Source organism: Bradyrhizobium genosp. L (genome assembly GCF_015624485.1).
In the GTDB taxonomy this organism is placed as follows: domain Bacteria; phylum Pseudomonadota; class Alphaproteobacteria; order Rhizobiales; family Xanthobacteraceae; genus Bradyrhizobium.
Map to the genome: position 1 here is coordinate 2,978,067 of NZ_CP061378.1, position 26,245 is coordinate 3,004,311.

Annotated in this window: 24 protein-coding genes; 15 read left to right on the forward strand and 9 right to left on the reverse strand. The window is 64.3% G+C overall.

The window, feature by feature from the left end; translation table 11 throughout:
• Nucleotides 1-134: 134 nt before the first annotated feature.
• The 5 genes from IC762_RS13830 to IC762_RS13850 all read right to left on the reverse strand — a co-directional run bounded on the left by IC762_RS13830 (nucleotide 135) and on the right by IC762_RS13850 (nucleotide 5,336).
• The gene (locus IC762_RS13830; protein ID WP_195789327.1) at nucleotides 135-332 is read right to left on the reverse strand and encodes a hypothetical protein; all 198 of its coding nucleotides are present in this window, start codon (nucleotides 330-332) and stop codon (nucleotides 135-137) included.
• 313 nt (nucleotides 333-645) lie between these two features.
• On the reverse strand, nucleotides 646-1,359 hold the full coding sequence (locus IC762_RS13835; RefSeq protein ID WP_195789328.1) for an ABC transporter ATP-binding protein: 714 nt from the start codon (nucleotides 1,357-1,359) through the stop codon (nucleotides 646-648).
• Nucleotides 1,356-3,125 carry a branched-chain amino acid ABC transporter ATP-binding protein/permease gene (locus tag IC762_RS13840; RefSeq protein WP_195789329.1) on the reverse strand — a complete coding sequence of 590 codons (1,770 nt, stop codon included), beginning with the start codon at nucleotides 3,123-3,125 and terminating at the stop codon, nucleotides 1,356-1,358. The genes IC762_RS13835 and IC762_RS13840 overlap by 4 nt, the downstream gene beginning before the upstream one ends.
• The gene (locus tag IC762_RS13845; protein WP_195789330.1) at nucleotides 3,122-4,165 is read right to left on the reverse strand and encodes a branched-chain amino acid ABC transporter permease; all 1,044 of its coding nucleotides are present in this window, start codon (nucleotides 4,163-4,165) and stop codon (nucleotides 3,122-3,124) included. Before IC762_RS13845 ends, IC762_RS13840 begins: the two co-directional genes overlap by 4 nt.
• 22 nt (nucleotides 4,166-4,187) lie before the next feature.
• Complete coding sequence (locus IC762_RS13850; RefSeq protein ID WP_195789331.1) at nucleotides 4,188-5,336, reverse strand: ABC transporter substrate-binding protein; 1,149 nt, start codon at nucleotides 5,334-5,336, stop codon at nucleotides 4,188-4,190.
• 81 nt (nucleotides 5,337-5,417) lie between these two features.
• Between IC762_RS13850 and IC762_RS13855 the strand changes: the two genes are divergently transcribed.
• The 6 genes from IC762_RS13855 to IC762_RS13880 all read left to right on the forward strand — a co-directional run bounded on the left by IC762_RS13855 (nucleotide 5,418) and on the right by IC762_RS13880 (nucleotide 11,874).
• On the forward strand, nucleotides 5,418-6,242 hold the full coding sequence (locus IC762_RS13855; RefSeq protein ID WP_195789332.1) for an alpha/beta fold hydrolase: 825 nt from the start codon (nucleotides 5,418-5,420) through the stop codon (nucleotides 6,240-6,242).
• Between the two features lie 386 nt (nucleotides 6,243-6,628).
• Nucleotides 6,629-7,429 (forward strand): aspartate/glutamate racemase family protein, encoded by an 801-nt coding sequence (locus IC762_RS13860; RefSeq protein ID WP_195789333.1) that lies wholly within the window; start codon nucleotides 6,629-6,631, stop codon nucleotides 7,427-7,429.
• A gap of 23 nt (nucleotides 7,430-7,452) precedes the next feature.
• Nucleotides 7,453-8,631, forward strand: coding sequence for a thiolase family protein (locus tag IC762_RS13865; RefSeq protein ID WP_195789334.1), 1,179 nt, complete (start codon nucleotides 7,453-7,455; stop codon nucleotides 8,629-8,631).
• Nucleotides 8,628-9,869 (forward strand): SDR family NAD(P)-dependent oxidoreductase, encoded by a 1,242-nt coding sequence (locus IC762_RS13870; protein ID WP_195789335.1) that lies wholly within the window; start codon nucleotides 8,628-8,630, stop codon nucleotides 9,867-9,869. The genes IC762_RS13865 and IC762_RS13870 overlap by 4 nt, the downstream gene beginning before the upstream one ends.
• Before the next feature lie 30 nt (nucleotides 9,870-9,899).
• Nucleotides 9,900-10,688 (forward strand): cyclase family protein, encoded by a 789-nt coding sequence (locus IC762_RS13875; protein ID WP_195789336.1) that lies wholly within the window; start codon nucleotides 9,900-9,902, stop codon nucleotides 10,686-10,688.
• A gap of 28 nt (nucleotides 10,689-10,716) precedes the next feature.
• Nucleotides 10,717-11,874 (forward strand): ABC transporter substrate-binding protein, encoded by a 1,158-nt coding sequence (locus IC762_RS13880; protein ID WP_195789337.1) that lies wholly within the window; start codon nucleotides 10,717-10,719, stop codon nucleotides 11,872-11,874.
• Nucleotides 11,875-12,079: 205 nt separating this feature from the next.
• Here the strand turns inward: IC762_RS13880 and IC762_RS13885 are convergent, their stop codons facing one another.
• Nucleotides 12,080-13,702, reverse strand: coding sequence for an AMP-binding protein (locus IC762_RS13885; protein ID WP_210338439.1), 1,623 nt, complete (start codon nucleotides 13,700-13,702; stop codon nucleotides 12,080-12,082).
• A 165-nt stretch (nucleotides 13,703-13,867) separates the two neighbouring features.
• Here IC762_RS13885 and IC762_RS13890 point away from each other — a divergent pair, with 165 nt between their 5' ends.
• Nucleotides 13,868-15,496, forward strand: coding sequence for an ATP-dependent acyl-CoA ligase (locus IC762_RS13890; protein WP_246801555.1), 1,629 nt, complete (start codon nucleotides 13,868-13,870; stop codon nucleotides 15,494-15,496).
• Between the two features lie 128 nt (nucleotides 15,497-15,624).
• Here the strand turns inward: IC762_RS13890 and IC762_RS13895 are convergent, their stop codons facing one another.
• Complete coding sequence (locus IC762_RS13895; protein WP_195789339.1) at nucleotides 15,625-16,590, reverse strand: GlxA family transcriptional regulator; 966 nt, start codon at nucleotides 16,588-16,590, stop codon at nucleotides 15,625-15,627.
• A gap of 257 nt (nucleotides 16,591-16,847) precedes the next feature.
• Between IC762_RS13895 and IC762_RS13900 the strand changes: the two genes are divergently transcribed.
• Nucleotides 16,848-17,141: a hypothetical protein gene (locus IC762_RS13900; protein WP_195789340.1), complete on the forward strand. Its 294-nt coding sequence runs from the start codon at nucleotides 16,848-16,850 to the stop codon at nucleotides 17,139-17,141.
• 93 nt (nucleotides 17,142-17,234) lie between these two features.
• On the opposite strand, the gene IC762_RS13905 is transcribed toward IC762_RS13900, so the two are convergent.
• A complete protein-coding gene (locus tag IC762_RS13905; protein WP_195789341.1) occupies nucleotides 17,235-17,657 on the reverse strand; it encodes an SseB family protein in 423 nt (140 codons plus the stop codon).
• Between the two features lie 39 nt (nucleotides 17,658-17,696).
• Nucleotides 17,697-19,574 carry a sigma-54-dependent Fis family transcriptional regulator gene (locus IC762_RS13910; protein WP_195789342.1) on the reverse strand — a complete coding sequence of 626 codons (1,878 nt, stop codon included), beginning with the start codon at nucleotides 19,572-19,574 and terminating at the stop codon, nucleotides 17,697-17,699.
• A 340-nt stretch (nucleotides 19,575-19,914) separates the two neighbouring features.
• Here IC762_RS13910 and IC762_RS13915 point away from each other — a divergent pair, with 340 nt between their 5' ends.
• The 7 genes from IC762_RS13915 to IC762_RS13945 all read left to right on the forward strand — a co-directional run bounded on the left by IC762_RS13915 (nucleotide 19,915) and on the right by IC762_RS13945 (nucleotide 26,179).
• Nucleotides 19,915-20,958 carry an NAD(P)-dependent alcohol dehydrogenase gene (locus IC762_RS13915; protein WP_195789343.1) on the forward strand — a complete coding sequence of 348 codons (1,044 nt, stop codon included), beginning with the start codon at nucleotides 19,915-19,917 and terminating at the stop codon, nucleotides 20,956-20,958.
• Nucleotides 20,959-21,015: 57 nt separating this feature from the next.
• A complete protein-coding gene (locus IC762_RS13920; protein ID WP_195789344.1) occupies nucleotides 21,016-21,387 on the forward strand; it encodes a hypothetical protein in 372 nt (123 codons plus the stop codon).
• A 71-nt stretch (nucleotides 21,388-21,458) separates the two neighbouring features.
• On the forward strand, nucleotides 21,459-21,656 hold the full coding sequence (locus tag IC762_RS13925; RefSeq protein WP_195789345.1) for a hypothetical protein: 198 nt from the start codon (nucleotides 21,459-21,461) through the stop codon (nucleotides 21,654-21,656).
• Between the two features lie 152 nt (nucleotides 21,657-21,808).
• Entirely contained in the window at nucleotides 21,809-23,479 is a 1,671-nt protein-coding gene (locus IC762_RS13930; RefSeq protein ID WP_195789346.1) for an aromatic/alkene/methane monooxygenase hydroxylase/oxygenase subunit alpha, read from the forward strand.
• A gap of 106 nt (nucleotides 23,480-23,585) precedes the next feature.
• The gene (locus IC762_RS13935; protein ID WP_195789347.1) at nucleotides 23,586-24,626 is read left to right on the forward strand and encodes a 2Fe-2S iron-sulfur cluster-binding protein; all 1,041 of its coding nucleotides are present in this window, start codon (nucleotides 23,586-23,588) and stop codon (nucleotides 24,624-24,626) included.
• Nucleotides 24,627-24,675: 49 nt separating this feature from the next.
• Entirely contained in the window at nucleotides 24,676-25,782 is a 1,107-nt protein-coding gene (locus IC762_RS13940; RefSeq protein ID WP_195789348.1) for an aromatic/alkene monooxygenase hydroxylase subunit beta, read from the forward strand.
• 40 nt (nucleotides 25,783-25,822) lie between these two features.
• Nucleotides 25,823-26,179: an MmoB/DmpM family protein gene (locus IC762_RS13945; protein WP_195789349.1), complete on the forward strand. Its 357-nt coding sequence runs from the start codon at nucleotides 25,823-25,825 to the stop codon at nucleotides 26,177-26,179.
• Nucleotides 26,180-26,245: the final 66 nt, after the last annotated feature.

The window sequence follows — 26,245 nt, forward strand, 5'->3', positions numbered from 1 at the left end:
GGGGATAGCGGCCATGCGTCGAGCGTACACCCCGGTTGGGCTGGATCCGATCCATCGAGGATCGCGCTCCGGCAAGTCATTCACCACTTGGCGGTCCGCGCTTACCCAACACGCGGAAGCCGCCGCTCCGCGGCCTACGACGCTGCGTCCGTTCGCAGCGCGCGCACCGCAGCTCTGATCATCGCGACGATTTCGACCCCGGCGTTGCTGTCCTCCGGCTGGCGCCACGCGCTCTGGATTGCGACGACCACCTGCTCGGTCGGATTGACGAAGATGATCTGGCCGAAGATGCCGTTCGCCGAAAAGGCACCGTTGTTGATGCCGCCGGGCAAGGGCGGTACCGCCCACCAGTGGTATGAATACCCCCTCGCTTTGTCGAGACGGCGCCAGATCGGCTGCGTGGTTGCAAAGCAAATCAAGTTGGTTTGACGTGGTCTTGTCCCGCTGACATGCTGACGGCCGACCGTAGCGGAGACATACCCCCGTCAGGGGATGTGCGTCGCTTCGCCAGTCCGTTTATTCTCCGGAAGCGGACATCGAACTGCTGGCATTTATAGCTACAAGTTCTGGTGTGTTTGGATGATGCGAGGCACCAACCCTACTTTGCATGGGGTTGTTTTGCTGCTTTTTAGTCCAGCTCTTGGTCTAATGCCCGCCGAGATAGGCCGCGATCAGTTTTGGGTCGTGGATCAGGGTGTCGGCGGGCCCTGACTGGATGATCTCGCCGGTCTCCAGCACGTAGCCGTAATCGGCGGTCTCGAGCGCGGCGCGCGCGTTCTGCTCGACCAGCAGCACCGACACGCCGAGGCTGCGCAGCGAAGCGATGGTGCGGAAGATCTCGCGGACGATCAGCGGTGCAAGCCCGAGGCTCGGTTCATCGAGCACCAGGAGCTTCGGCTTCGCCATCAGCGCGCGGCCGAGCGCCAGCATCTGCCGCTCGCCGCCCGATAGGGTGCCGGCCGCCTGCTTGCTGCGCTCCCTTAATCGCGGAAAGCGATCGAATACGTCGTCGAGGCATTTTCGCGTCGCCGAGCGGTCGCGCAGGCTGTAGGTGCCGAGCAGGAGGTTGTCGGCGACCGACATGTCGGCGAACAGTTCGCGCTTCTCGGGCACCAGACAGAGGCCGCGTTCGACGCGGCCCTCGACGTCGATCTTCGCCAGGTCGTTGCCCTGGAAGATCATCCGTCCGGTGGATCGGAGCAGGCCGATCGCCGCCATCAGCAGGGTGGTCTTGCCGGCGCCGTTCGGGCCGATCACGGTGACGATCTGTCCCTGCTCGACCGACAGCGAGACGTTGCGGACGGCCTCGACCTTGCCGTAGGCGACAGATACATTCTCGATCGAGAGCATCTGCGTCACGCGACACCTCCGAGATAGGCTTCCTGCACGCGGACGTCGCTGCGGATCGCCGCCGGGCCGCCCTCGCAGAGCTTTGAGCCGAAATCGAGCACCACGATGCGATCGACCAGCGACATCACGAACTCCATGTCGTGCTCGACCAGCAGCATGGTCAGATGATCCGCGCGCAGCGAGCGTAACAGCTCGGCGAGCTTCAGCTTCTCCTGGCGGCGCAGGCCGGCTGCCGGCTCGTCGAGCACCAGCAGCGTCGGATCGGCGGCGAGGGCGCGGGCGATTTCGAGCACGCGCTGGCTGCCGAGCGGCAGATTGCCGGCGAGCTCGAACGGCTTGTCAGCGAGACCGACCCGTTCGAGCTGCTGCAAGGCCTCGTAACGCGCGCTCGCTTCCTCCGCCTGGTTCAACCGCAGCGCGCCGGCGAGCAGGCCGGTCCCGGTGCGCGCATAGGTGCCGAGCAAGACGTTGTCGAGCAGCGTCATGCGCGGGCGCAGTTTGACATGCTGGAAGGTACGGGAGATGCCGGACCGGGCGATGCGGAACTGCCGGTCGTGGGTGATCGACCGTCCCGCGAATTTGATCTCGCCGCCGTTGGCGCGGAGCGCGCCGGTGAGCAGGTTGAACATCGTGGTCTTGCCGGCGCCGTTCGGCCCGATCAGGCCGAGGATCTCGCCGGAGCGCACCTCGAAGCTGACATTGTTGACGGCGACCAGCCCGCCAAATCGCCGTTGCGCGCCGCTGACCTTGAGCAGCAGCGTGCCTGGCGCCGGCTGCTCGCGGCGCGGCAGGGGGGCGGCCGGTTCGGGCCGGGATGATTTCAGGTCCGGCAGGAGGCCGGCGACGAACGGCACGATGCCCTGCCGCGCCCGCTGCAGAAACAGGATGAACAGCGCCGAGAACGCGACGACCTCGAGTTGGCCCGAGGCGCCCTTGGCGATCAGCGGCAGGTAGTCCTGCACGGAATTCTTCAACAGCGTGACGATCGCGGCCCCGACCACGCCGCCGAGCACGCTGCCGGCGCCGCCGACCATCGCCATCATCAGATATTCGATGCCCATGCTGGCATCGAACGGCCCCGGGCTGACGAAGCGGCCGAGATGGGCGTAGAGCCATCCGGACAGCGCGCCGAGGAAGGCGGCGATGACGAAGGTCACAAGCTTGATCTGGAACGCGCTGATGCCGAGGCTCTCGACCAGCGTATTGCCGCCGCGCAACGCCCGCATCGCGCGGCCGATGCGGGAGTCCAACAGGTTGTAGCAGACCAGAAGGACGGCGCCGACGATGGCCCAGATCAGGAAGTAGATCTGCCAGCTCTCGACCAGGGCGATCGGGCCGATCGAGATCGGCGGAAGGCCGGAAACGCCGTTGTGCTCGCCGAGCCCCTCGATGTTGCCGAACAGGAATGCGATCGCCAGTCCCCACGCCACCGTGCTCAACGACAGGAAGTGCCCCTGCAGGCGCAGCGTGATGAGGCCGAGGATCGCCGCAACGCTGCAGGTCAGGAGAACGGCGAGCACTAATCCCAACCACGGCGAATAGCCGTGCACCGCGGTGACCCACGCCGTGGCGTAGGCCGCGATGCCGACGAAGGCGGCCTGGCCGAACGACACGATGCCGCCGACCCCGGTCAACAACGCAAGCCCGATCGCCGCGAGTGCGTAGATGCCGATATAGTTCATCAGCGTGATGCTGAATGGATTCAGCACCGCCGGCGCAGCGACGAGGCAGGCGACGACCGCTGCGATGACGAGACGGATCTGCGTCGGGCTCATTCCTCGACTTCCTCTTCGGAATGCTGCGAGGCGAGCGACCGCCAGAGCAGGACGGGGATCAGCAGCGAGAACACGATGACGTCCTTCAGCGTGCTGCTCTGGAACGAGGCGAAGCTTTCGAGAATGCCGACGCCGAATGCGCCAAGCGCTGCGCCCGGATAGCTGGTCATGCCGCCGATGATGGCGCCGACGAAGGCCTTCAGCCCGATCAGGAAGCCGGAATCGTAGAAGATGGTGTTGACCGGCGCGATCAGGATGCCGGAGACGCCCGCCATCAGCGATCCCAAGAGATAGGCGATGGTGCCGGCGCGCGCCGGCCTGATCCCCATTAGCCGCGCACCGGTCCGGTTGAAGGCTGTCGCGCGCAGCGCCTTGCCGAGCAGCGTGAAATCGAAGAACACCAGCAGCAGGCCGCTGAAAACCAGTGCCGCGACGAGGATCAGCACCGTCTGCCCGGACACCTGGACGCCCGCGATCTCGATCCCGAGCGAGGTCAGCGGCTCGGTCCTGACGCCCTCCGGCCCGAAGAACAAAAGGCCAAGGCCGACCAGCGCAAAGTGGAGCGCGACGGAGACCGTGAGCAGCAGCAGCACCGAGGCATCCGCGATCGGGCGGAACACGATCCGGTCGAGCAGCGGCGCGACCGGCATGATCAGGAGCAGCGCCAGCACGATCCTGGCCGGCGCCGGCGGATTGAAGCGCATCGTCAGCCAGACGATTCCGACCACGATCAAGGGAAGCACGAGATAGCCGAGGATTGCTTTCGGTACCGAGCGTAGCTCGCCGGCGCGGGCGAGCGAACCCACCTCCATGACGCAGGCCATGCACGCCAGCACGACCACCAGTCCGACCGTTCCCGGAAGCTGCCGGGCGTCGAGCGCCGCCAGCGTCAACGCGGTGAAGGCCGCGATGTCGCCGAACGGAATGAAGATCACCCGCGTGACGGTGAAGATCAGCACGGTGCCGATCGCGACCAGCGCGTAGATCGCCCCGGTCCCGATTCCGTCGATCGCAAGGATCGCTGCGATGTCTGCCGTCATGGTCTCGGCCGTTCTTCGTTGCTCAGGGCTCGTAGGTCCAGGCGCCGTTGGTCAGGCGCACGATCACCAGCGCACGTTCGTCGACGCCGTGATAGGCACCCGCCTTGAAGTTGTAGATGGCGTGGACGCCGGCCAGTTCCCTCGTGTTGAGGATCTCGTCGCGCAGCGCCTTGTGGAATTCGGCCGTGCCGGGTTTTGCTGTCTTCAGCGCGCGCTCCGCCGCCGTGGTGAAGACCCGCCAGCCGTCAAACGAATAGGCCGAGAAGCCGTCCGTCGTTGGCATGTTGTTGGCCTTCTGATAGGCGTCGCGGAATTCGAGCGCGAGCTTCTTGGCGAAATGGTTGTCCGGCAGTTGCTCGGCGACGATGACCGGACCGGCGGAGACCTGGATGCCCTCCGCGGCCTTGCCGCCGACGCGCACGAAATCAGGATTGACCAGCGCCACCGTGCCGTAGGTCTTGCCCTTGAAGCCACGGTCGGCGAGCGCCAGCAGCGGCAGGGCGCCCTGCGTACCCGACCCGCCGTCGAGGACGGCATCGGGACGAGTCGCAAGCACCTTGAGGATCTGGCCGGTCACCGAGGTGTCGACGCGCGCATAGCGCTCGTTGGTCAGCACCTTGATGCCTTCATTGGCCTCGGCCGCCTTGGCGCCGTTGTAGACCAGATCGCCCCAGGCGTCGGAGAAGCCGATATAGCCGATGTTCTTCATCCCATCGCGCTTCATGCGGTCGGCGACGACCTTGACCAGCAGCGAGGCGGGCTGCGGAATGCAGACGCCCCATTGGTCGGCTGGGTCCGGCTGTCCGGTGATCGGGGAGACGGCGATCATCGGCACTTTCAGCTCGGTCGCGACCGCAATCATCGCGATGGTCGAGGGCGCGGTCGCGGTGCCGATTAGGAGATCGACCTTCTCCTCCTCGATCAGCTTGCGTGCGGCGCGGCTTGCGGCGGACGGGTCTGAGCCGTCATCGAGCTGGATCAGCTTGATCTTCTCGCCATTGACTTCTCCCTTGTAGGCGAGCGCGGCCTGGATACCGCGGCCATAGGGGATGCCGATCGAGGCGCCGGGGCCGCTGAGCGAGGTCACGAATCCGACCACGATGTCGGCTTGCGCGTTCGAAGCCGCAATCAGGCCTGCCAAGAGTGCAGTCAAACTCAAGATCTTGCGCATTGCATTCCCCTTGGTTGAAAACAGCCGCTACCTGAGCGAGATGTCAGTATGGATCGGGATATGACCGACGGGAGTTGTGAAATGACCGCTAGCAATCGAGGCTCCGGCGTCGAGCGCCGCTTCGTCGCGACCCGACTCGGCCGCATCCACGTCGCGATGGCGGGAACAGGATTTCCGGTTCTGCTGTTGCACCAGACGCCGCGCTCGTGGGACGAGTACCGCGACGTGCTGCCGCTGCTCGGCCGCGATTTCCGCGCGATTGCGATGGACACGCTGGGCTTTGGGGATTCCGACCGGCCGACAGGCGAGCCATCGATCGAATTGTGGGCGCAAGGTGCGCTCGCGCTGCTCGATGCGTTGGAGCTGCCGCGCGCTGCGATCGTTGGCCATCACACCGGCGCTGCGATCGCGGTGGAGATCGCCGCGGCGGCGCCGGCGCGGGTCGGTGCGCTGGTGCTCTCGGCCTGTCCTTTCGTCGATGCTGACAGGCGCGCCAGGCATGCGAACATGCGGGTGATCGACGACGTCGAGACGCGCGGTGACGGCGCCCATCTCACCGAGCTGTGGGCGCGGCGGCAGCCGTTCTATCCGGCCGACAATGCAGATCTGCTGCGGCGTTTCATGATCGACGCCCTGCGGGCTGGCGAGATGGCAGCGGAAGGCCACCGGGTGGTGAATCGCTATCGGATGGAGGATCGTCTGGGACACGTCAGGTGCCCCACGCTGGTCATCGCGCCGACCGACGATCCGCACGCTCATCCGGCGGCTCCGAAGGTTGCTGGAGCCATCGGCGGCAGTGTCCTGCACGAGCTCTCAGGAGGCATGGTGCCGCTTCCCGATCAGATGCCGGAGGTCTTTGCCGGCCTGGTGCGCGATTTCGTGGCTGTCCACGTTGCCAAATCCTGAAGGGGCGTGCGCGATCGCAGCGAACGCCGGGCCGCGCGTCGTACCTGCTGTTCCGAGCTCGATGATCTCAGCCACGGTCGAGGAACCCTAAGCAACGCAACGATCGGCGCGCGCCCGCACCAGCGTCGATGCCTGTCAATTATTTAAAGCCTAAAGTATTTTGCGACGGAACGTCAATACGTCAACTCTACGGTTCTTGGAAAAGTTTGCGTCGGCGCGGACGGCCGCGAAGGCAGGATTCGCCGGTGCAAATGCGAACGGCATCAGCTGCTCGTCGTTTCGGCAAGCCGGCGAAGTCACGCGCTGCGTGCGCGGCGGCGTCGCTGAATTGACGTCAAAATTATTTTGTGCTTGAAATATTTCCGCCGGTGAACAGGATATCCGCTGTGCGCGTCTTCTGGCAGAGCTTCGTCGACCAGACCACGAGCGCGCCCTATATGGCGCGGCTCGCAGCTTACCTGAACGAGATCGCAGCGCCCGGCACCAGCGTTCATGTCGAGGGCATCACGCCCGCCGATCGCGACTTCGGGCGGTTGAGCGAATTTCGTTGCGCGATCCAGGCCGTCGATAACGGGCTCGAAGCCGAGGGCTGCGGCTTCGACGCCTATGTCATGGGCCACTTCCAGGATCCGGGACTGTACGAATTGCGCTCGGCGCTGAGGATTCCCGTCATCGGAGTCGGCGAGGCGACGCTGCTCGCGGCATCGCAGCTTGGCCGCCGCTTCGGCCTCGTCACGATCGATTCTGCGTTCGAGGTTTGGCACTACGAGCAGGCCGAACGCTACGGTATCGGTAGTCGCGTGGTGCATGTCACCGGCATGGGCTGCCGTCCCGAGGATTTCAGCGCCGCATTCGCCGGCGATGCCGAGGCGAAAGCGCGCATGTTGCGCGACTTCGCGGCGTGCGCGCAGCCGCTGCTCGATCGCGGCGCCGATGTCGTGATTCCCGCAGGCGTGTTGCCGGGTCTTTTGATCGCGAGTGAGCATGGCTTCAAGATCGGCCATGCGCCCGTGGTCAACTGCGCGGCGGTCGCGCTGAAGAGTGCCGAGATGTGGGTGCAGCTGCAGCGGCTCAACGGCACCGAGCCGAGCCGCGGGCCGAGCTTCGCGCTCGCCAACGAGCGCGCCCGCCAGGATTTTCGTGCGCTGGTGGCGCGCACGCAAAGCACCGAACCCAAGCTCCGTTGAGGATGCAGGAACCCGGCCGTCAGATGCAGAACTCGATCCGCACACCTTATGACCGGGTGGTGATGGCCGTTCCCGTAACGATCCCCTATGTGCGCTACTCGATCGAGAGCGCGCAATGGTGGATCGGCCGCGCCCTGAAGTCGCTGGTTGATGGCGCCGGCATCGCGCCGCGCGATATCGACGGCTTCTGCGTGTCGAGCTTCACGGCCGGGCTCGACAGCGGGATCGGTCTCACCCAGCATTTCGGCCTGTGCGTGCGCTGGATCGACACCATCCCGCTTGGCGGCGCCAGCGCGATTGCCGCGCTGCGCCGGGCCGCGCGGGCGGTGCAGGCCGGTGACGCCCGCATCGTGGCCTGCGTCGCCGGTGACACCAACCACGTCGATTCGTTCCGCGCCACGCTGGAGAATTTCTCGCGCTTCAACCAGGACGCCGTCTATCCCTATGGCGCCGGTGGCGCCAATGCGAGCTTTGCGCTGATCGCGCGCAACTACATGCGGAGCTTCGGCGCGACGCGCGAAGACTTCGGCAAGATCGCGGTGGCCCAGCGCGCCAATGCGCGGCGCAATCCCAACGCGCTGATGAAGGCGCCGCTGTCCATCGAGCAATACATGGCGGCGCGGCCGATTGCCGATCCGATCCATCTGTTTGACTGCGTGATGCCCTGCGCCGGCGCGGAGGCGTTCCTGGTGATGGCCGAGGATGTCGCGGCGTCGCTCGATCTGCAGGCGGTGAAAATCCTCGCCACGATCGAGCGCCACAACGCGTTCGGCGACGATCCCGTCCAGGTGCGCGGCGGCTGGGCGATGGATGTCGACGAGCTCTACGCGATGGCCGGCGTCAAGCCCGACGATCTCGATTTCGTCGAGACCTATGACGATTATCCCGTGATCTCGATGATGCAGTTCGAGGACCTCGGCTTCTGCCGCAAGGGCGAGGGCCCGGACTTCGTGCGGCAGCATGACCTGACGATCGACGGTTCGTTTCCGCACAACACCTCCGGCGGCCAGTTGTCGGTCGGGCAGGCCGGCGCCGGCGGCGCCTATCTCGGGGTGACCGAGGCGATGCGCCAGGTGCTCGGCATCGCCGGTCCGACCCAGGTCAAGGACGCGCGCATCGGCCTGGCGTCGGGCTTTGGCATGATCAACTATGATCGTGGCCTCGCCTCGGGCGCGGCGATCCTCGCGGGACCAGGCGCATGACCGAGCCGATCGCAAAACCGCGCCGCAAGAACCCGCTGACCCGGACCCGGCTGCCGACGTCGCCGCCGCGTCCGCGCAGCCGCACGTCGCTTGGTCTGACGCGCGCGGCTGCCGAAGGCCGCTTCATGCTGCAGCGTTGCGGCGCCTGCGGCGCCTTCTGCTATCCGGCGCGCGATGCATGCCCGTCCTGCCTGTCCGCCGATCTCGCTTTCACGGATGCGCCGCGGCGCGGCACGCTGCTGAGCGAGACCACGCTGCACGTCCCGGCGGACGTGCATTTTCGCGAGCGCGCGCCATGGCGCGTCGGCCTGGTCGCGATGGATTGCGGACCGCGGCTGGTGACGCATTTGCATGCGGATTGCGAAGAGGGCCGGCCGGTCACGATGTCGTTTCAGCTCGACAAGAGCGGGCAGGCCGTGGCCTTCGCACGTCCCGAACGGGAGACCCCTGGCATGACCGACGACAGGCAGTGGCGGGAGATGACCGCCGATCCGAAATTCCGCCGCGTTCTGGTGACCAACGGACGAAGCATCGTCGGCCAGGAAGTGGTGGGGGCGCTGAGGGCGGCCGGCGCATCGATCGTGTTCGTCGGCGTCGCCGAGCCGTGGAAGCCGTTCCGCGGCGAGGAGGCGTTGCGCGCGCTCGACGGCGTCGAGATCGTGCCGCTCGATGTCGGCGACGAGAAATCGGCCAAGGACCTTGCCGCCGATATCGGCGGCAAGGTCGATATCCTCGTCAACACGTCAGAGCACATTCGCGCCGGCGGGCTGCTCGATCGGCCTGGCACCAGCGTCGTGCGTGACGAGATCGATCAGAGCTATCTCGGCTTCGTGCACTTGGCGCAGGCGTTCGGACCGGCGATGCGGATGCGCGGCGCCGACGGCGTCAACAGCGCCGCCGCCTGGGTCAACATCCTGTCGGTCTATGCGCTGGCGAACTGGCCGGCCTTCGGCGCTTATTCGGCCTCGCAGGCCGCAGCTCTCTCGCTGTCGCACAGTCTGCGCGCGGAGTTGCGGCCGGGCGGCGTCAAGGTGGTGAACCTGTTCACCGGTCCGCTCGACACCGAGTGGTTCCAGACCGTGCCGCCACCGAAGGTCGCGCCACGCGTGGTCGCGAACGCCATCGTGTCGGCGCTCAAGCGCGGGCTCGAGGACGTCTTCGTCGGCGATGTCGCCGAGGAGATCCGTCAGCGCCTGGCCGCCAATCCCAAGGCGGTCGAACGAGAGCTAGGGGCATAGCCGAATCGAGAAAGAGCGGGAGAAAGCGCAATGGACAGCAACAGTCTCATGCAATTTGCCGGCGCGGTCGCATCGGGCGCGGTGCGTGTCGTCGACCTGACCTTCACGCTCAGTCCGGACTTTCCCGTCATCGTGCTGCCGCCCGAGTTCGGCCAGGCAGCTCCGGTGCGGATCCAGAAGATATCGCAATACGATGCCGCCGGCCCCGCCTGGTACTGGAACAATTTGACCTTCGGCGAGCACACCGGCACGCATTTCGATGCGCCGATCCACTGGTTCACCGGCAAGGACCTGCCGAACAATTCGGTCGACACGTTGCCGGTGCGCGACATGATCGCACCGGCCTGCGTGATCGATTGCTCGACGGAGGCCGCAAAGGATTCCGACTTCCTGCTGACGATTCCGGTCGTCGAGGCCTGGGAAAAGACGCACGGACGAATTCCGCCGCGGCACTGGGTCTTGCTGCGCACCGACTGGTCGAAGAAGGGCTGGCGCGACTACGCCAATCTGAAGGACGACGGCGCGCATACGCCGGGGCCGGGGCCCGAGGTGATGCGGTGGCTGGTCGATGAGCGCGGCATCATCGGGCTCGGCACCGAGACGATCGGCACTGATGCGGGGCAGGCGGGGCATCTCGATCCACCCTATCCGGCGCATCATTTCCTGCACGGCGGCGGGCGCTACGGCCTGCAATGCCTGTGCAATCTCGACCAGCTGCCGCCGACCGGCGCGGTGATCTTCGCCGCGCCGCTGAAAATCCAGAACGGCTCGGGCAGCCCGCTGCGCGTGCTTGCGCTGGCGCCGGCAGGGCAGGGTTAGCGCCGTTGCGTCCACATCGAGCGAGTTCATGAACAAGAAAAAGACTTTGTTGGTCGGCGCCGCGCTGCTGCTCGCCGTCGTGGCACCGGCACACGCTGAAATCCTCGTTGGATTCGTGACCGGCTTGAGCGGTCCGGTGTCCTCGATCGGCGTGCCGAACGCCAAGGGACTGGCGGCGGGCCAGGCCTATATCGGAGATGTCGATGGCGAAAAGGTCCGCGTCATCCAGCTCGACGACGGCTCCGACCCTGCGGCATCGACGCGCAACGCGCGCAAGCTGGTCGAGCAGGAGAAGGTCGACTTCCTGATCGGAACGTCGGGCGCGCCGCAGACGCTGGCCATGGCCACGGTCGCGGTCGAGATGAAGGTGCCGATGGTGGCGATCTCGCCGATCGCGCAGGTCGCGGCAGGCGAGGGTGGGCCTTGGGTGGTGCAGACGCCGCAGCCGACATCGCTGCTGGTGCAAGGCATCGTCGACCACATGAAGGGCCGCGGCGTGAAGACCGTGGCGTTCATCGGCTTCTCCGATGCCTTCGGCGATCTCATGTATAACTCGCTGGTGCAAGGCGCCGAGAAGACCGGGATCAAGGTGGTCGCCAATGAACGCTATGCGCGTTCCGACAATTCGGTGACGGCGCAGGTGCTGCGCGCGATGTCCTCACACCCCGATGCGATCATGTTGGGCGGCACCGGTACGCCCGGCGCGCTACCCGTGATCGCGCTGTCCGAGCGCGGCTACAAGGGGCCGCTCTACGGCAATCACGGCATGATCAGCGCCGATTTCCTGCGGCTCGCCGGCAAGTCGGCGGAGGGCATCATCTGCCCGACCGGACCGGTGACGGCGGCCGAGCAGCTTCCCGAGAGCAATCCGATCCGCAAGGTCGCACTGGCGTTCCGCGCAGCCTATGAAAAGGCCAATGGCGAGCCGCCGGCCGATGCGTTCTCGCCCTATGCGTTCGATGGCTGGCTGGTGTTCATCGATGCGGCGAGGCGCGCCAAGGCGACCGGTGCGGCGCCGGGCACGCCGGCGTTCCGCAACGCGCTGCGCGAGGCGTTGTTCACGACCAAGGACGTGATCGGCACCCACGGCATCTACACCTACACGCCGGCCGATCGCTACGGCGTCGACGAGCGCGCGCGGATTCTGGTGCAGATCGAGAACGGCAAGTACAAGCTATTGCCATAGCGCACGACAGGTTTTGGGCGAGTCGCATCGCCGAGGCTTCAGTTTTACCTCTCCCCTCCGGGGAGAGGTCGGCGCGCAGCGCCGGGTGAGGGCTCTTGCTCTCTCGATAGACCGTAACCCTCACCCGATTTGCTGCGCAAATCGACCTCTCCCAAGGGAGAGGTGAACCGTCGTCGCGGTTCCAGCCGAACCCGATCTTTCCCACTCAGGCGTGGCGCAGCTTGGCTTTCAGCGCGCGCATGTCGATCGCGGTGTTGGCGGCAACCGCTGCGGCCGCCAGCGTCTTGATTTCGCCGCGGGCGAGCTTGCGCGTCGATGACAATGGCAGCTCGCCGACGATCGCGACATAGCCCGGCACCTTGTGATAGGCGAGACGCTCGGCGCAGGCCCTGACGATCGATGTCGCGAGCGCATCGGCGTCGTCGACATCAGCATTCGATACGATGAAGGCGAAAACTTCCTCGCCCCTGATATCGTCTGGAACGGGCGTGACCGCGCAACTGCCGATGCGCGTGTCCATGTAAAGCGCGCTTTCGACCTCGAGCACGCCGATGTTCTCGCCGCTGCGCCGCACGATGGTCTTCTTGCGGTCGAAGAAATACATCAGGCCGTCCGGATCGGCGAACACCAGGTCTCCGGTGTGGAACCAGCCGTCCTGCCAGGCGGCCTCGGTGGCCGCTTCATCCTTCAGGTAGCCGCTGAAGAAGCCGGCGCGCGGCGCGTCGCCTTTGGCGCGGACCAGGAGCTCGCCGGGTCTGCCGAGTGCCACATCGGCGCCCTGATCGTCGACGAGGCGATACTCCATCCCCTCGGACGGTCGGCCGACGCAGCGCGCGCCGAAGCCGGCCGGCTCTTTCGCGGTGGTCGTTGCTGCGGCCCCTCCGGTCTCGGTCATCGCCCAGGCTTCGACGATCGGGATGCGGTAGCGCTCCTCGAAAGTGGCGCGGTGGCGGACATCGACACCGGGTGCAAAGGCAAAGCGCACGCGATGCTGGCGTTCGACCTCGGTCGCCGGCAGTTGCAGCAGGATGGCCGGGATGACGCCGAGACAATGCACGACGGTTGCGCCGCTGTCGGCGACGCACTGCCACCAGCGGTTGGCGTGAAAACGGTCGAGCGGCACCACGGCGCCGCCGAGCACCATCATGCCGACCGCGCTGCAGCCCAGCGCGTTCATGTGGAACATCGGCAGCGGCGTCAGATTGATTTCGCGATCCGCCTGCAGCGTGGCGACGCCGCCTTGTGCGAGATACCAGTCGGCGACTTGCAGGAAATAGCGGTTCGAGAGCATGCAGCCCTTCGGCTTGCCGGTGCTGCCTGACGTGAACAGCAGCGCGCATTCGCCGTCGAAGTCGGGATCCTGGGTCGTGACCACGCTCGCGCATGAGGGAATGCGACCGTCGGTATCGATCAGCCTCGCGCGCCCGAGCGTCGCATCCCTGGTCACGTTGATACGATCCGGCGTCGCCACCAGCAGGTCGGCTTCCGACAGTTCGAGCTGGAACGACAGCTCGTCCGGCCGGACGTCCGGGTTGATCGGCACGATCGACACCCCGAGCGCGTTGAGCGCCAGCCAATGCAGGAAGAACACCGGGCGGTTTTCCAGCAGCAGGGCCACCCGCGCGCCGCGGCCATAGCCGGCCGCCGCGTATTCCGCACGAAGGCGATCGACCTCCGTCTCGAACGCCCCATATGCGATTTCGAATCCGTCGGGCGCGTAACTCAGTTTTGCGCTTGCCGGCGCAAGCAGGAACGGGGCGTCCGGACGCCGTGCGGCCGCCGCCATGAAGGCATCGGAGGGCGATCGATAGGGAAACTCACGGCGCATTGCGGGCAGTGCTCCTGTTGATGCCTCCGGCCCTTCACCGGATCGCGGCCGGAACCCGCACGCAGCCCTTGCCGCAGCGGTGGCTTTGGTGAATACTTTAAGTCTAAACTATCTCGCTGACCAGCCGTGATGTTGGCGTGGGTGATGCGGTGGGTGGAGGTGCGTGTGCAGGCAGGTGAGGGCAATGCCGCCGGGCAGCCGCCGGGGCAGGCAATCTGGCCGCAGGCAGCAGAGCGTTTCCCGCCGGCGGACCGGATTCTCTCGACGGTCTTGATGCGGCAGGCCGCGCGATATGGCGACCGCACGCTCTTCATCTGCGGTGCGACACGATGGAGCTACGCCGATGCGGCCAGGATTGCCGCCGTATCGGCAGCGCGGCTGATGCGAGCGGGGATCTGCGCCGGCGACCGCGTCGCGCTGATGTGCTCGAACCGGCCGGAATTTCTCGAAATCTATCTCGGCTGCGCCTGGATGGGGGCGATCAGCGTGCCGATCAACACGGCGCTGCGCGGAATTCAGCTCAGCCACATCCTGCGCAACGCGAGGCCGAAGCTGCTGGTCATCGACCTGGCTTGCAGGCTGACCCTGGCAACGCTGGAGAGCGATGTCGCGCCGCCCGACCTGATCTGGACGATGGGAGGCGGCGCCTTGCCGCCCGCGCCGGAGTTGGCTGCGCCTGCGGAGGAAGCGCCGCCGGCGCAAGTCAGGCCCGGCGACACGGTCGCGATTCTCTACACGTCAGGCACCACGGGGCCTTCCAAGGGCGTGTGCTGTCCGCAAGCGCAGATGTTCTGGTGGGGCGTCTATTCGGCGCGTGCGCTCGGCATCGTCGAGGGCGACGTCCTGTTCACGACGTTGCCGCTGTTCCACACCAATGCGCTGAACGCGTTCTACCAGGCGCTGCTGAACGGCTGCACATATGTGCTCGAGCCGAAATTCTCCGCGTCGGGCTTCTGGGCCGCGGCGCGGCGGCATCAGGCGACGGTCGGCTATCTGCTCGGCGCGATGGCGGTGATGCTGCTGGCACAACCGCCGTCCGAAGACGACAGAGCCCATCGCCTGCGCGTCGCGCTCGGTGGCGGCGTTCCCGGCCAGTTTCACGGTCCGTTTCTGACGCGCTTCGGCGTGCCGCTGCTCGACGGCTACGGTTCGACCGAGACCAATTTCGTGTTCGCGAGTAGCATTCCATCCGATCGGCCCGGCACCATGGGCCGTCTTGCCGAGGGCGTGGAAGCCTGCATCGTCGATCCCGACGACGCGGTGCTGCCGGACGGCGAAGCCGGCGAATTGCTGCTGCGCGCGCGCGAGCCGTTTGCGTTTGCGACGGGATATTTCGGCATGCCCGACAAGACCGTCGAGGCCTGGCGGAATCTCTGGTTCCACAGCGGCGATCGCGTCGTGCGCGACGCCGACGGCCATTACCGCTTTGTCGACCGAATGAAGGATTCGATCCGTCGCCGCGGCGAGAATGTTTCGTCCTGGGAGGTCGAGCAGGTGCTGCTGAGGCATCCGGCGATCGCGACATGCGCCATCTATCCGCTGCCATCCGAGCTCGGCGAGGACGAGGTTGCAGCGGCCATCCAGCTCGAACCAGGACATATGCTCGATGCCATCGACGTGGTCAGGCATTGCGAGGGGCAGATGGCTTATTTCGCGATCCCGCGCTTTGTCCGGATCGTCACCGATCTGCCGCTCACCGAGAACGGCAAGATCAAGAAGGTCGCGCTGCGCGAGGCCGGGAGGACGGCCGACACCTGGGACCGCGATGCTGCGGGATACAAACTGCGGCGCTAGGAGCTGCCAAGCATGGTCGCGGAGCGTCGTGCTGTACCAACTAATTTTTAAAGAAGCACAGCCGCGCAATTTCGCGTTGTTACCTTGAGCTGCTGCGAATAGTTGGGTTGCCGAACGATCAGCAGCCGTCAGCGCAGGTTCGCGCGGAGCTCGCGCACGCCTCGTCCCAGGCGTTCGCGCAACAGCGTTCGCAACGTTGCTCCATCGACGTAGCCGACCTCGGCGGCAATGGCGTCGAGGTCGAGGCCGCTGCCGTGGAGCAGCGATTGCGCGCGTTCGACCCGGAGATCCTGGAAGTAGGACAGCGGCGACTTGCCCAGCACCGCTTCGCAGCGGCGTTGCAAGGTGCGCGCGCTCGTCGCCAATGCGTCGGCAGCGTCCTGTAGCGAGAAGCCGTCCTTGAGATGGTCGCGTGCCCACCGCTCGAAACGCTGAATGAGCGGATCGGCCTGGGCGAGATGGTTTGGAATGATGAAGGTGGCTTGTGAGGAACGCAGGTCGGCGAGCAGATAACGCGAAACAACGGCCGCGAGTTCGGGGCTGGCGCGGCGGATCAGCCACAATGCGAGATCGAGATGTCCCATCGCGGCGCCCGCCGTGGCGCCCACATCCGACGGCACCAGCATCCGGGTCTCATCGAGCCGGACACGCGGGTAGCGTTGCCGAAACAGCGGTGCGAGCCACCACGTCGTCGTCGCGTCCTGATGATCAAGCAGGCCGGTCTCAGCCACAACGAACGAGCCGATGCAGGAAGCACCGATATGGGCGCCTCCCGCGTGCCACTTCTGCAATTCCGCCTTGGCCTGGATGACGTCCCGTCGTTCGAGCGCGGGGACCAGCTGCTCGGGCCTCGCCGTACTCAGCGCCGGCACGACGACCCAATCGGGCTTCAACTCCGGCGTGATGGCTTGCACCGGGATCGTCAGTCCCTGACCGGACCGGACCCGTCGCCGCACGCCCACGACGGAAACATCGAAGCGGAGTGTTCCGCCCATTTGCAGGGTGGAAAATTTGTGGGCGAGCGAGAACGCATCGAGCATCACGGTGAGCCCGGTGTCCCACAATCCTTCCAAAGCAAGTATCGCGATGCGCATGGCGTAAATGGCTTCAAAGTTGTCGGATACGACAATACAAGATCGGAGATGGTTAGGCTATCTCCGTTCGCGCAGCACATCGGTGCCGCTGCTCAGCGATACCGCCATATCATTGATAGTTCAATGAACTTACGGAAAGTCGAGCTTTGTCATATGGCGTGAATGACACCAAAAATGTCGTTTCCGCCCTGTCACATCAGCTCGATGGGCCACGGGCAGATGTCTGCGTCAACCAAGTCAATCCAAGGAGAATACGCATGAAAGTCTTCGCTATCGGATCGTTTGCCAAGCCGATCACCGACGAACAGAGGCAGGAGATCATGCCGAAGGAAGTCCCGAACACGCTCAGGCTCTACCTCGACGGCAAGATCGAACAGTTCTGGTTTCGCGACGACAGGCCCGGCGTGGTCTTCCTCATGAACGCCGACTCGGTCGAGCAGGCGACGGCAGCCGTCAATGCGTTGCCGCTCGCAAACGGCGGCTTCCTGAAGTTCGACATGATCCCGGTCGGCCCGCTCAAGCCGCTCGGCTTGTTGATCCAGGGCAAGTAAACGCGGGAGGCAACGTCCGTTAAACCCCCATCCTCATCGGTGGCGCCGCAGGCGCCACCGGCAGTCGTCGTTCGGCGTTGCGTCGCACCGCGCCTATCGCGCGGACCTCATCGTTATGTCGAAGATCTTGCCGTTCATAAGCAAGGCGATCTCGCTCGCGGGCAGCGGCTTCTGACATTCGGACAATGGATTGAGCCAGAAATTCGAGTTGGGCAACATTTCGAACAGACTGCGCGCGGCAGCGCCAAGGCACACCTCAGGCTCCCTTATATAGTCGTAGATGCGCTTCTTTGAGGTAAAGGCGGGGTGCCATTTCATGTTCTGGAAATCGACTGTTGCGACATTGATCTGTTCCTGAAATTTAAGCGAACGGCGGCGTCCAGGTTTCATCGGTGCTTCCGGCGTCAGAATGTAGATCTCCGTCTCGAGCAGCGCGTGATAGAACGCGGGAACGATGTTGGCGTCCTTGCCGGCGGCTTGCATCAGGGCTTCGAGGCTGTTTTCCGGTTCGAACATGCTGACACTCCTAATTCCATGCGACAAAGCCGGATCGTGCTAGTCCTGCTTGCTGCGAAGGGCGCGGTAGATCGTATTGCGCGACACGCCGAGGCGGCGCGCGGTCTTGCTGATGTTGTTGCCAGTTTCCGCATACGCGCTCAGCACATGCGAGCGCTGTAGCTCATGCAGGTTGGCCTTGAGCGCGCCCGCACCGATCGCCCTGCCAGGCAGGCGCTCGCCGCCCGAATGTGCAAGGACCGTCTCGACCGATGTCTCGTCGATCAGATCTCCCGGCTCGGCCAGGGACAATCGGGAAAGAACGTTGCGCAGCTCGCGGATGTTTCCGCCCCAATCCAGCTCCGCCAAACTATCGATCGCGCCTTCCGTCAAATCCATCAAGGGATCGATCTTGTGGATCAAATGCCGCGCAATCTCGGCAAAATCGGAACGTTCACGCAAAGGCGGCAGCGTCACCTCCAGGGTGTTCAGACGGAACAGCAGGTCGGATCGGAACCGGCCTCTTGCAATCGAGTCGTCGAGATTGGCATTGGTGGCGGAGACCAGGAGAACGTCGACCTGGCGCTTGGTGCCGCCGACCGGACGGACGGTCCAATCATCCAGAAAGCGCAGCAGCACGGCTTGCAGCGTCACCGGCATGTCGCCGATCTCGTCGAGGAAGAGCGTGCCGCCATCCGCCTCCTTGAACAGCCCCGCAGCGCCGCCCTTCTTGGCTCCCGTGAAAGCGCCCTCGGCATAGCCGAAGAGCTCCGCCTCGATCAGGCTGTCGGGAAGCGCTGCGCAATTGACCGGGACGAAGGCGCCGGCCCGTCCGCTGGCGGCATGGGCATGGCGGGCGAGTTGCTCCTTGCCGGTGCCGGTTTCGCCGCGGATCAGGATCGGCATCTTGCGGAGTGCTGCGGTTCCGACCCGCTGCACCACGGCCGCGATCGCCGGATCGGCGGAGACGAACGGTGTGGAGGCCTTCGGCGTCGGCAGCCGGGGCCGCGAGATGGCTTGCATCATCGAAAACTGCCGCGCGTTCTCGATCGTCGCAACGAACTGGCTGCCGACCTCGTCCTCAAGGCGCTGGCGCTCCTTACGCCGGCCTTCATCGACAAAGGCGCTGAATTTCGTACGGAACACATCGGCGAAGCGCCGGCCGGGCGAGGCCGGCAGGCCATGCAGCAGAACGCTTGCGGCCCTGTTGGCGGCAAGGATCCTGCCCTCATTGTCGACGGCCAGCAGGCCCGCGCTCAACGTGTGCAGATATTCGCCGCGGTTGTGGAACGCGATCAGGATGTTGCCGCGGTGATGTTCGCGGAACAGGCCGTTCTCGATCTGGGTTGCGGCCATGGCGACCAGCGCCTGGGTGTGCGCCTGCCGCGACATGCAATCCGACGACGCATCCAGGATGCCGGCCAGTTCGCCATCGGGCGCGAAGATCGGCGCCGCGATGCAGGTGAGATTGTTGTAGCGGGCGAAAAAGTGGTCACGGCCATGAACGACGATGGCCCGCTTGAGATACGCCGCGGTGCCAAGGCCGTTGGTGCCGCAAATCGCTTCGGTCCAGACGGTGCCGGGCCGAATGCTCGCGGCGTTCGAAGCATCGCTGAAGCTCGAGTCCGAGATGATGTCGAGCAGCAGGCCGTCGGCGTTCGCAAAGGCGATCATGAAATTGGAGCCGGCGATCTGCTGGTGCAACGTGTGCATCTCCGCGAGCGCAAGGCCGCGAATCAACGAACAACGTTGCTGTTCCTGGCGCAACACCGCGGCGCTCACGAACTCGGGCGACGGAGGCCGCAGAGTATCGAGGCCGAGCGAAATGCATCGCATCCAGCTATCGTAGATATCGGCAGACAGAAGTTCTGCTGGTGGCGCTCCGCGCTGCTCGAGCGTCATCCAAGCATTGTCCATGCGTCGGCCCGTGGTCAGCATCAATCGCTCCTCCCGGAGTCGCTGCTTGGCGATTTCCTCTTGGTCGTAGCCCGTTTCGGGTCGTTCTCGCGCCTGGCGCGGTTCTCACGATCATAGATCAAACAACTTAAAATCCAAATTTCCGCTCACGCGCTGTTGCTGCCGTGAAACTGTTCCGTCTCGGAACAGTCGCGCGCAAAGTCTGCTCCGAGGCGGATCGGCGCGAGCACTCGCGAGATCGCAAGAACAATAGAAAGATCAGATCGTTGTGCGCTTGGCACAGCCCTTGCTGAACTATTCTGCGGGATGGCGATCACGTCAGATCGACAAAACAAAAAATTTTGCCGGGGAGGCTGATTCAATGAAAGCGGCGGTGCTTCATGAGTTCGACGAGAAGCTGACGGCGAAGGAGTTCGTCAGATTCGAGGACGTGACCGACCCGAAGATTTCGCGCCCGATGGACGTGATCGTGCGCATCGGCGGTGCGGGCGTCTGTCGCACCGATCTGCATATTGTCGAAGGCATCTGGCGCAGCAAGGTCGACGTCAAGCTTCCCTACATCATGGGTCACGAGAACGCGGGCTGGGTCGAGGCGATCGGGCCGGGGGTTGAAGGGGTCAAGGTCGGCGATAGCGTGATCTGCCACCCGCTGGTGACCAGCGGGCATTGCCTTGCATGCCGGCGCGGCGACGACATGCACGCGCTGGACAGCGCGTTTCCCGGCATCAACGCCAATGGCGGCTATGCGCAATATCTGCTGACCGGACAGCGCTCCCTCATCAAGCTGCCGAAATCGCTCGCACCGAAGGACGTCGCCCCCTACACCGACGCCGGGCTGACGGCGTATCGCGCCGCCAAAAAGGCATCCCGTCATCTGTTGCCTGGCGAATATGTCGCGGTGATCGGCGCCGGCGGACTGGGCCATATCGGTATCCAGGTTCTCGCGGCGCTGTGCGCGGCGGAAATCATCGTGATCGATCGCGCCGAAAAGTCGCTCGAGCTCGCCAAGACGTGCGGCGCGCATCATCTCGTGAAGGCCGACGGCAACGAGGTCGAGGCCGTGCTCGGGTTGACCGGCGGCCGCGGCGCCGAAGCCGTGATCGACTTCGTCGGTGAGGGCGATGCCATCGCCAAGGGCCTGTCGATGACGGCGAACGGCGGCTCCTACTACATCGTCGGCTATGGCGGAAAGATCGATATCCCGACCATCGACATGATCACGTCGGAAAAGACCATCGTCGGCAACCTGGTTGGCACTTACGCCGAGCTGGTCGAGCTGATGGCGCTCGCGGATCGCGGCCTCGTCGAACTCCACACAAAGGAATACCGGCTCAGCGAGGCCAATGACGCGCTTCATGATCTGCATCATGGGCGCATTCACGGCCGTGCGGTCCTGGTTCCCTAGCTCATGTACCGCGAGATGTTCGCCTTCAGTCCGGATCATCGAACGAGAGTGGCGCGAGTGACAAACGACAGCCCGCGCGGGCCAGAGCTCACCGCCGAGAAAGCCGCCGAATTGCAGCGCGCTCGCGATCGGATGGTCGCCCGCGACAGGCTGATCGACGAAATGGTCGAGAACAACGAGCGGCAGATCAAGAACGAGCACGCGCGCGGTGGTGCCGAAATCGAACTGGCATGCGCCCGGCGCGATGCCGCACGCGTGGACGCGGGAACCGAAGCGCATGCCGAACTGGGTCGAGCGACCGCACGCCTGGAAATGCTTCGCGAAGAGCATCGGCGGCTCGTGGCCGAACGCGAATGGCTCAACACATCTCTGCTTGAGATCGACAATGGCCCGTCGTCCGGCGAACACCAACAGTCAGGTCACGCATGATGGGCAACAGCAAGGTGACGACCATGATGGCATCGAAAGAACAACAGCGTACGCCGTCTCCGCAATCGGACATGAGCGATGAAGAGAAGTCGAAGGACACCTTCTTCGTTCAGTTGGCCGAAATCACCGAGGCGATGACCGCCGCGCACGGCAAGGATTTCGCGATCGGTGCGCTGGTCCTCTCGGCGAAATTCGTCGCCGAAGGCAAGCCCCTGATCAAACGCGCCGACGGAGGCGACAAGACCGTCGGCGCCGAGAAGCCGAACTGACGTGAAACGACGAGCTAGTAGATCAGAAATCCATTTAACGGAATCAAAGTGAGTTCTGCGGCCGAGAATTTCAACAAGGCGATCCAGGCGTTTTTGACCTGGGACCAACGCGCGAAACGCTGAAGACAACGCAACGTTCAAAGGAGCTGGAAATGACTGCAAGTCTGACACTGAACAAGATCACCGCGCAGAAAGGGATCAGCATCGCTGAAGCGGCCAACCGCGTCGCGGACCTTGGCTGGACGCCAAGCTACGTCCAGGAGGCGATGACCTTCCCGACCGACTACAAGATCTCGAAGACGCCGCGTGACCCGATGAAGCAGGTCCTGCGGTCGTATTTCCCGATGCAGGAAGAGAAGGACAATCGCGTCTACGGTGCGCTCGATGCGGCGCTGCGCGGCGACATGTTCCGCAACGTCGAGCCGCGATGGGTCGAGTGGATGAAGCTGTTCCTGGCGATCATCCCGTTCCCGGAGATCTCGGCGGCGCGCTCGATGGCGATGGTCGGGCGGCTGGCACCCGGCGAGGAATTGCGCACCGGATTCACCATGCAGATGGTCGACGAGTTCCGTCACTCGACGATCCAGATGAACCTCAAGAAGTGGTACATGGAGAACTATATCGATCCCGCGGGGTTCGATATCACGGAAGCCGCGTTCGGCAAGTGCTATGCGACCACGATCGGCCGCCAGTTCGCCGAGGGCTTCCTGACCGGCGACGCCATCACCGCCGCCAACGTCTACCTGACCGTCGTCGCCGAGACGGCGTTCACCAATACCTTGTTCGTGGCGATGCCGTCGGAAGCGGCCCGCAACGGCGACTATGCGCTGCCGACCGTATTCCTGTCGGTGCAGTCCGACGAATCCCGTCACATCGGCAACGGCCACTCGATGCTGATGGCGATGATCAACGATCCGTCGAACCATCAGCTGCTCGAGCGCGACCTCAAATACGCCTTCTGGCAGAACCACGCGATCGTCGACGCCGCGATCGGGACGTTCATCGAGTACGGCACGACCAACCGCGACAAGAACAAGGAGTCCTATGCCGAGCTCTGGCACCGCTGGATCTACGAGGACTATTACCGGACCTACATGCTGCCGCTCGAGAAGTACGGCATCAAGATCCATCACGACGACGTCGCCGCCGCCTGGGATCGCATCGTCAAGAAGAACTACGTCCACAAGACCGCGCAATTCTTCACGGTCGGCTGGTCGGTGAACTTCTGGCGCATCGAGGCCCAGACCGAGAAGGACTTCGAGTGGTTCGAGCACAAATATCCGGGCTGGTACGCCGAATTCGGCGACTTCTGGAAGTGGCACGCCAAGCTCAGCGTGCCCGGCGAGACCAACATCCTGTTCAACAGCGAGGTCGGCTATGTCTACCCGCACCGCTGCTGGAGCTGCATGGTCCCGTGCCTGATCCGCGAAGACTTCGTCTGCGACGAGGTCGACGGCAAGATCTACACCTACTGCTCCGAAGGTTGCCGTTGGACCCACAAGGTGGCGTTCGCCGCCGAATACGAGGGTCGGGCGACGCCGGCGATGGGCCGCTTCAGCGGTCGCCGTGAATGGGAAGATTGCTATCACGGCTGGGATGTCGCCGACGCGATCAAGGATCTCGGTTTTGTCCGGCCTGACGGCAAGACCATGATCGCGCAGCCGCATCTGCGCTTCGACTCCAAGGACATGTGGACGCTCGATCACGTGCGCGGACACACGCTCGGCAGTCCGTTGCGCGGCTTCAGGGCGCTGTCGCCGATCGAGCGCGAGGTCGCGACGGCCGAATACCGCAAGGGGTTCAAGATCAATCCCTGCAACTGAGCAGCGACGACAGGAGGGGCCGCTTTCCCGCGGCCCCTCCTGCCGGACCGGCAAGAGCGTTTGCCGGATCGATCTATTCAATGGCCGTGACGACAAGGCGGGGATAATGGCGGACGTGCGGATTCACAAGGTTCGTTTCGAGCCGGTGGGCATCGAGATGGAAGTCGAAGAGGGCGAGACCGTCCTTGACGCGGCGTTCCGGCAGGGCATCTCGCTGATGCACGGCTGCAAGGAAGGCCAGTGCGGCAGCTGCAAATCGAAGCTGGTCGACGGCGATGTCGAGCTGCTGAAATATTCGACCTTCGCCTTGCCGGATTACGAGAGCGAGACCGGCCACGTCCTGCTGTGCCGGACCCATGTCTACAGCGATATCAGCGTCGAGCTGCTCAATTACGACGAAGACCTGCTCAGCCGCTCGATCGCGGTCAAGGCATTTGCCGGCCGCGTGGCGGGGATCACGGCGTTGACAGCCGACATCCGGTTGCTGGAGATCGAGATCGAAAGGCCGATGAAATTCTGGGCCGGCCAGTACGTCGATCTGACCCTCCAGGATGGCTCCATCACCCGCGCCTTCTCGATGGCGAACCCGCCAGGCGAGGGCGCCAATCTTCGCTTCATCATCAAGAAATATCCGAACGGGGCATTTTCGTCCCAGCTCGACGGGAAATTGGCCGTCGGCGATGCGGTGATCGCGAAGGGGCCGTATGGCACCTGCTTCCGGCGCGAGGAACGAGCTGGCCCGATGCTGCTGATCGGCGGCGGTTCAGGAATGTCGCCGCTGTGGTCGATCCTGGCCGATCACATCGGCAGCGGCGAGCAAAGGCCGGTGCGGTTCTTCTACGGTGCCCGAACGCGCGCCGACCTGTTCTACCTCGACGAGCTCGCAGCCATCGCCGCGCGGCTCGACGATTTCAAGTTCGTGCCGGCGCTGTCGCACGCGGAACCAAACGACAGCTGGGACGGCGAGACCGGGCTGATCCACGAGGTCGTGCTGCGCCATCTACGCGAGGAAAAACTGAGCGGCGCCATCGACGCCTACGCGTGCGGGCCGACGCCAATGATCGACGCCGTCTTGCCCGTTCTGCAAATGAACGGCGTCGAGCCGGACCACATCTACTTCGACAAGTTTACGCCGGCGGTGCGATGACGGCGTTGAAAAGTTCGTCGCAGAACAGAATGGCAAAAGGGAGTGAGCAATGAGCGCACAAACGAGCAGAGCAGCAGCGGCGACCAAGCCCGCAGCAGTTGTCAAGTCCGGAGCGGCGGGAGCCGCAGTGTTTCCGGGCTCCGACAGCCGCAAATACAACTACTTCGAACCCAAGGGCCGCAAGGCGACCCACTACGAGGACATGACGGTCGACGTTCAACCGGATCCGGAGCGCTATCTGCTGCAGGACTGGATCATCTCGTTTCCGGACGGAACGCCGACCTATTCGAAGGATTGGACGGCGGCCAAGAGCTCGAATTGGCACAAATTCCGCGCCGTCGACCAGGAATGGGAGCGCACGCACTACCAGCGCCAGTCGACGATTTGCGGCATGGTGCAAAACACCATCGAGAACGGCCGGAAGTCGGGCGCGCCGACCCGCTTCGACCCCGCCTGGGTGAAGATCCTGCAGAACCATCTCGGCGCCTACAAGCACGCCGAGTTCGGTCTCGGCACCTCGACCATGCAGGCGCAGCGTTACGGTTACACCCAGATGGTCAACAATGCGATCCTGACCAACTCGTCCTACAAGCTCCGCTTCGCGCAGGACGTCACGCTCTATCTGAGCGAAATCGGGCTCGACCTTCCCGGCTTCGACACTGCCGCCGGCAAGCAGCACTGGCTGGACGATCCGGTCTGGCAAGGCGTCCGCAAGTCGGTCGAATCGGTGATGGGTTCAAACGACTACCTCGAGCAGTATTTCGCGACCAACGTGGTGTTCGAGCCGCTGGTCGGCGAGTTGTTCCGCTCCGGCTTCCTGATGCAGGCGGCCTCTGCGCAGAACGATTTCATCACTCCGGCGGTCGTCTCCGCCGCGGAGGCCGACTATGAGCGCAACCTCGCCAACACGGTCGAGTTGTTCCACATCCTCGGCACCGATCCTACCTACGCGACGCAGAACCTTGCGCTGTTCAACAAGTGGCTGGCCAAACACGGCGACCTCGCGCTCGATGCCGCCAATCATTTGCAGCCGGTCTGGTCGCAGCCGCGCGTCAAGGTCGCGGCATTCGCCGACGCCATGGCGCACGCGAAAAACCGCATCAAGGGCATCGCCGCCGAGCTCGGCCTGACGGTTCCGGCAAATCTCGCGTCGTAATCAATATCGTTTCACCTCTTCAATCCTTCAGGAGATCGACATGCTGCACGAGACTGACAACATCTTCAAATCGATGAAAGACATCACCTTCGAGGACACGGTGTCGCATCAATGCGGTGTCACCATGAACGACAGCGTCGAGGCGCGCGCGATCGCCGAGGTCATGAGTCGGCATGACCATATCAAGGTGACCTACATGCCCGCGATGATCCGCATCGACGGCGACGGCAAGATGGAATTCAAGATGGACGAGATTTCGGAGGAACTCGGCCGGGTGATGACCCCGCATCTCTTCGAGATATCGACCTCGACGCACTACGGCCGCATGGTCATGACGGACGACAACACCGTCATGCTGTTCGGCGACATGAACGAGATGATGAAATACATCGTCTGACGGCGGCCTGCGACCTGGTCCTGGCCGGCGCGAAGCCGGCCGGGCCGATCCAACGACATCAATCAC

Excerpts from the sequence above, each read along its gene's own strand:
- IC762_RS13910 (WP_195789342.1), bottom strand. The coding sequence starts at position 19,574 with ATGCTGACCACGGGCCGACGCATGGACAATGCTTGGATGACGCTCGAG.
- IC762_RS13840 (WP_195789329.1), bottom strand. The coding sequence starts at position 3,125 with ATGAGCCCGACGCAGATCCGTCTCGTCATCGCAGCGGTCGTCGCCTGC.
- IC762_RS13935 (WP_195789347.1), top strand. The coding sequence starts at position 23,586 with ATGGCGGACGTGCGGATTCACAAGGTTCGTTTCGAGCCGGTGGGCATC.
- IC762_RS13900 (WP_195789340.1), top strand. The coding sequence starts at position 16,848 with ATGAAAGTCTTCGCTATCGGATCGTTTGCCAAGCCGATCACCGACGAA.
- IC762_RS13865 (WP_195789334.1), top strand. The coding sequence starts at position 7,453 with ATGCAGAACTCGATCCGCACACCTTATGACCGGGTGGTGATGGCCGTT.
- IC762_RS13945 (WP_195789349.1), top strand. The coding sequence starts at position 25,823 with ATGCTGCACGAGACTGACAACATCTTCAAATCGATGAAAGACATCACC.
- IC762_RS13845 (WP_195789330.1), bottom strand. The coding sequence starts at position 4,165 with ATGACGGCAGACATCGCAGCGATCCTTGCGATCGACGGAATCGGGACC.
- IC762_RS13925 (WP_195789345.1), top strand. The coding sequence starts at position 21,459 with ATGAGCGATGAAGAGAAGTCGAAGGACACCTTCTTCGTTCAGTTGGCC.
- IC762_RS13915 (WP_195789343.1), top strand. The coding sequence starts at position 19,915 with ATGAAAGCGGCGGTGCTTCATGAGTTCGACGAGAAGCTGACGGCGAAG.
- IC762_RS13905 (WP_195789341.1), bottom strand. The coding sequence starts at position 17,657 with ATGTTCGAACCGGAAAACAGCCTCGAAGCCCTGATGCAAGCCGCCGGC.
- IC762_RS13940 (WP_195789348.1), top strand. The coding sequence starts at position 24,676 with ATGAGCGCACAAACGAGCAGAGCAGCAGCGGCGACCAAGCCCGCAGCA.
- IC762_RS13855 (WP_195789332.1), top strand. The coding sequence starts at position 5,418 with ATGACCGCTAGCAATCGAGGCTCCGGCGTCGAGCGCCGCTTCGTCGCG.
- IC762_RS13870 (WP_195789335.1), top strand. The coding sequence starts at position 8,628 with ATGACCGAGCCGATCGCAAAACCGCGCCGCAAGAACCCGCTGACCCGG.
- IC762_RS13850 (WP_195789331.1), bottom strand. The coding sequence starts at position 5,336 with ATGCGCAAGATCTTGAGTTTGACTGCACTCTTGGCAGGCCTGATTGCG.
- IC762_RS13885 (WP_210338439.1), bottom strand. The coding sequence starts at position 13,702 with ATGCGCCGTGAGTTTCCCTATCGATCGCCCTCCGATGCCTTCATGGCG.
- IC762_RS13895 (WP_195789339.1), bottom strand. The coding sequence starts at position 16,590 with ATGCGCATCGCGATACTTGCTTTGGAAGGATTGTGGGACACCGGGCTC.
- IC762_RS13875 (WP_195789336.1), top strand. The coding sequence starts at position 9,900 with ATGGACAGCAACAGTCTCATGCAATTTGCCGGCGCGGTCGCATCGGGC.
- IC762_RS13880 (WP_195789337.1), top strand. The coding sequence starts at position 10,717 with ATGAACAAGAAAAAGACTTTGTTGGTCGGCGCCGCGCTGCTGCTCGCC.
- IC762_RS13930 (WP_195789346.1), top strand. The coding sequence starts at position 21,809 with ATGACTGCAAGTCTGACACTGAACAAGATCACCGCGCAGAAAGGGATC.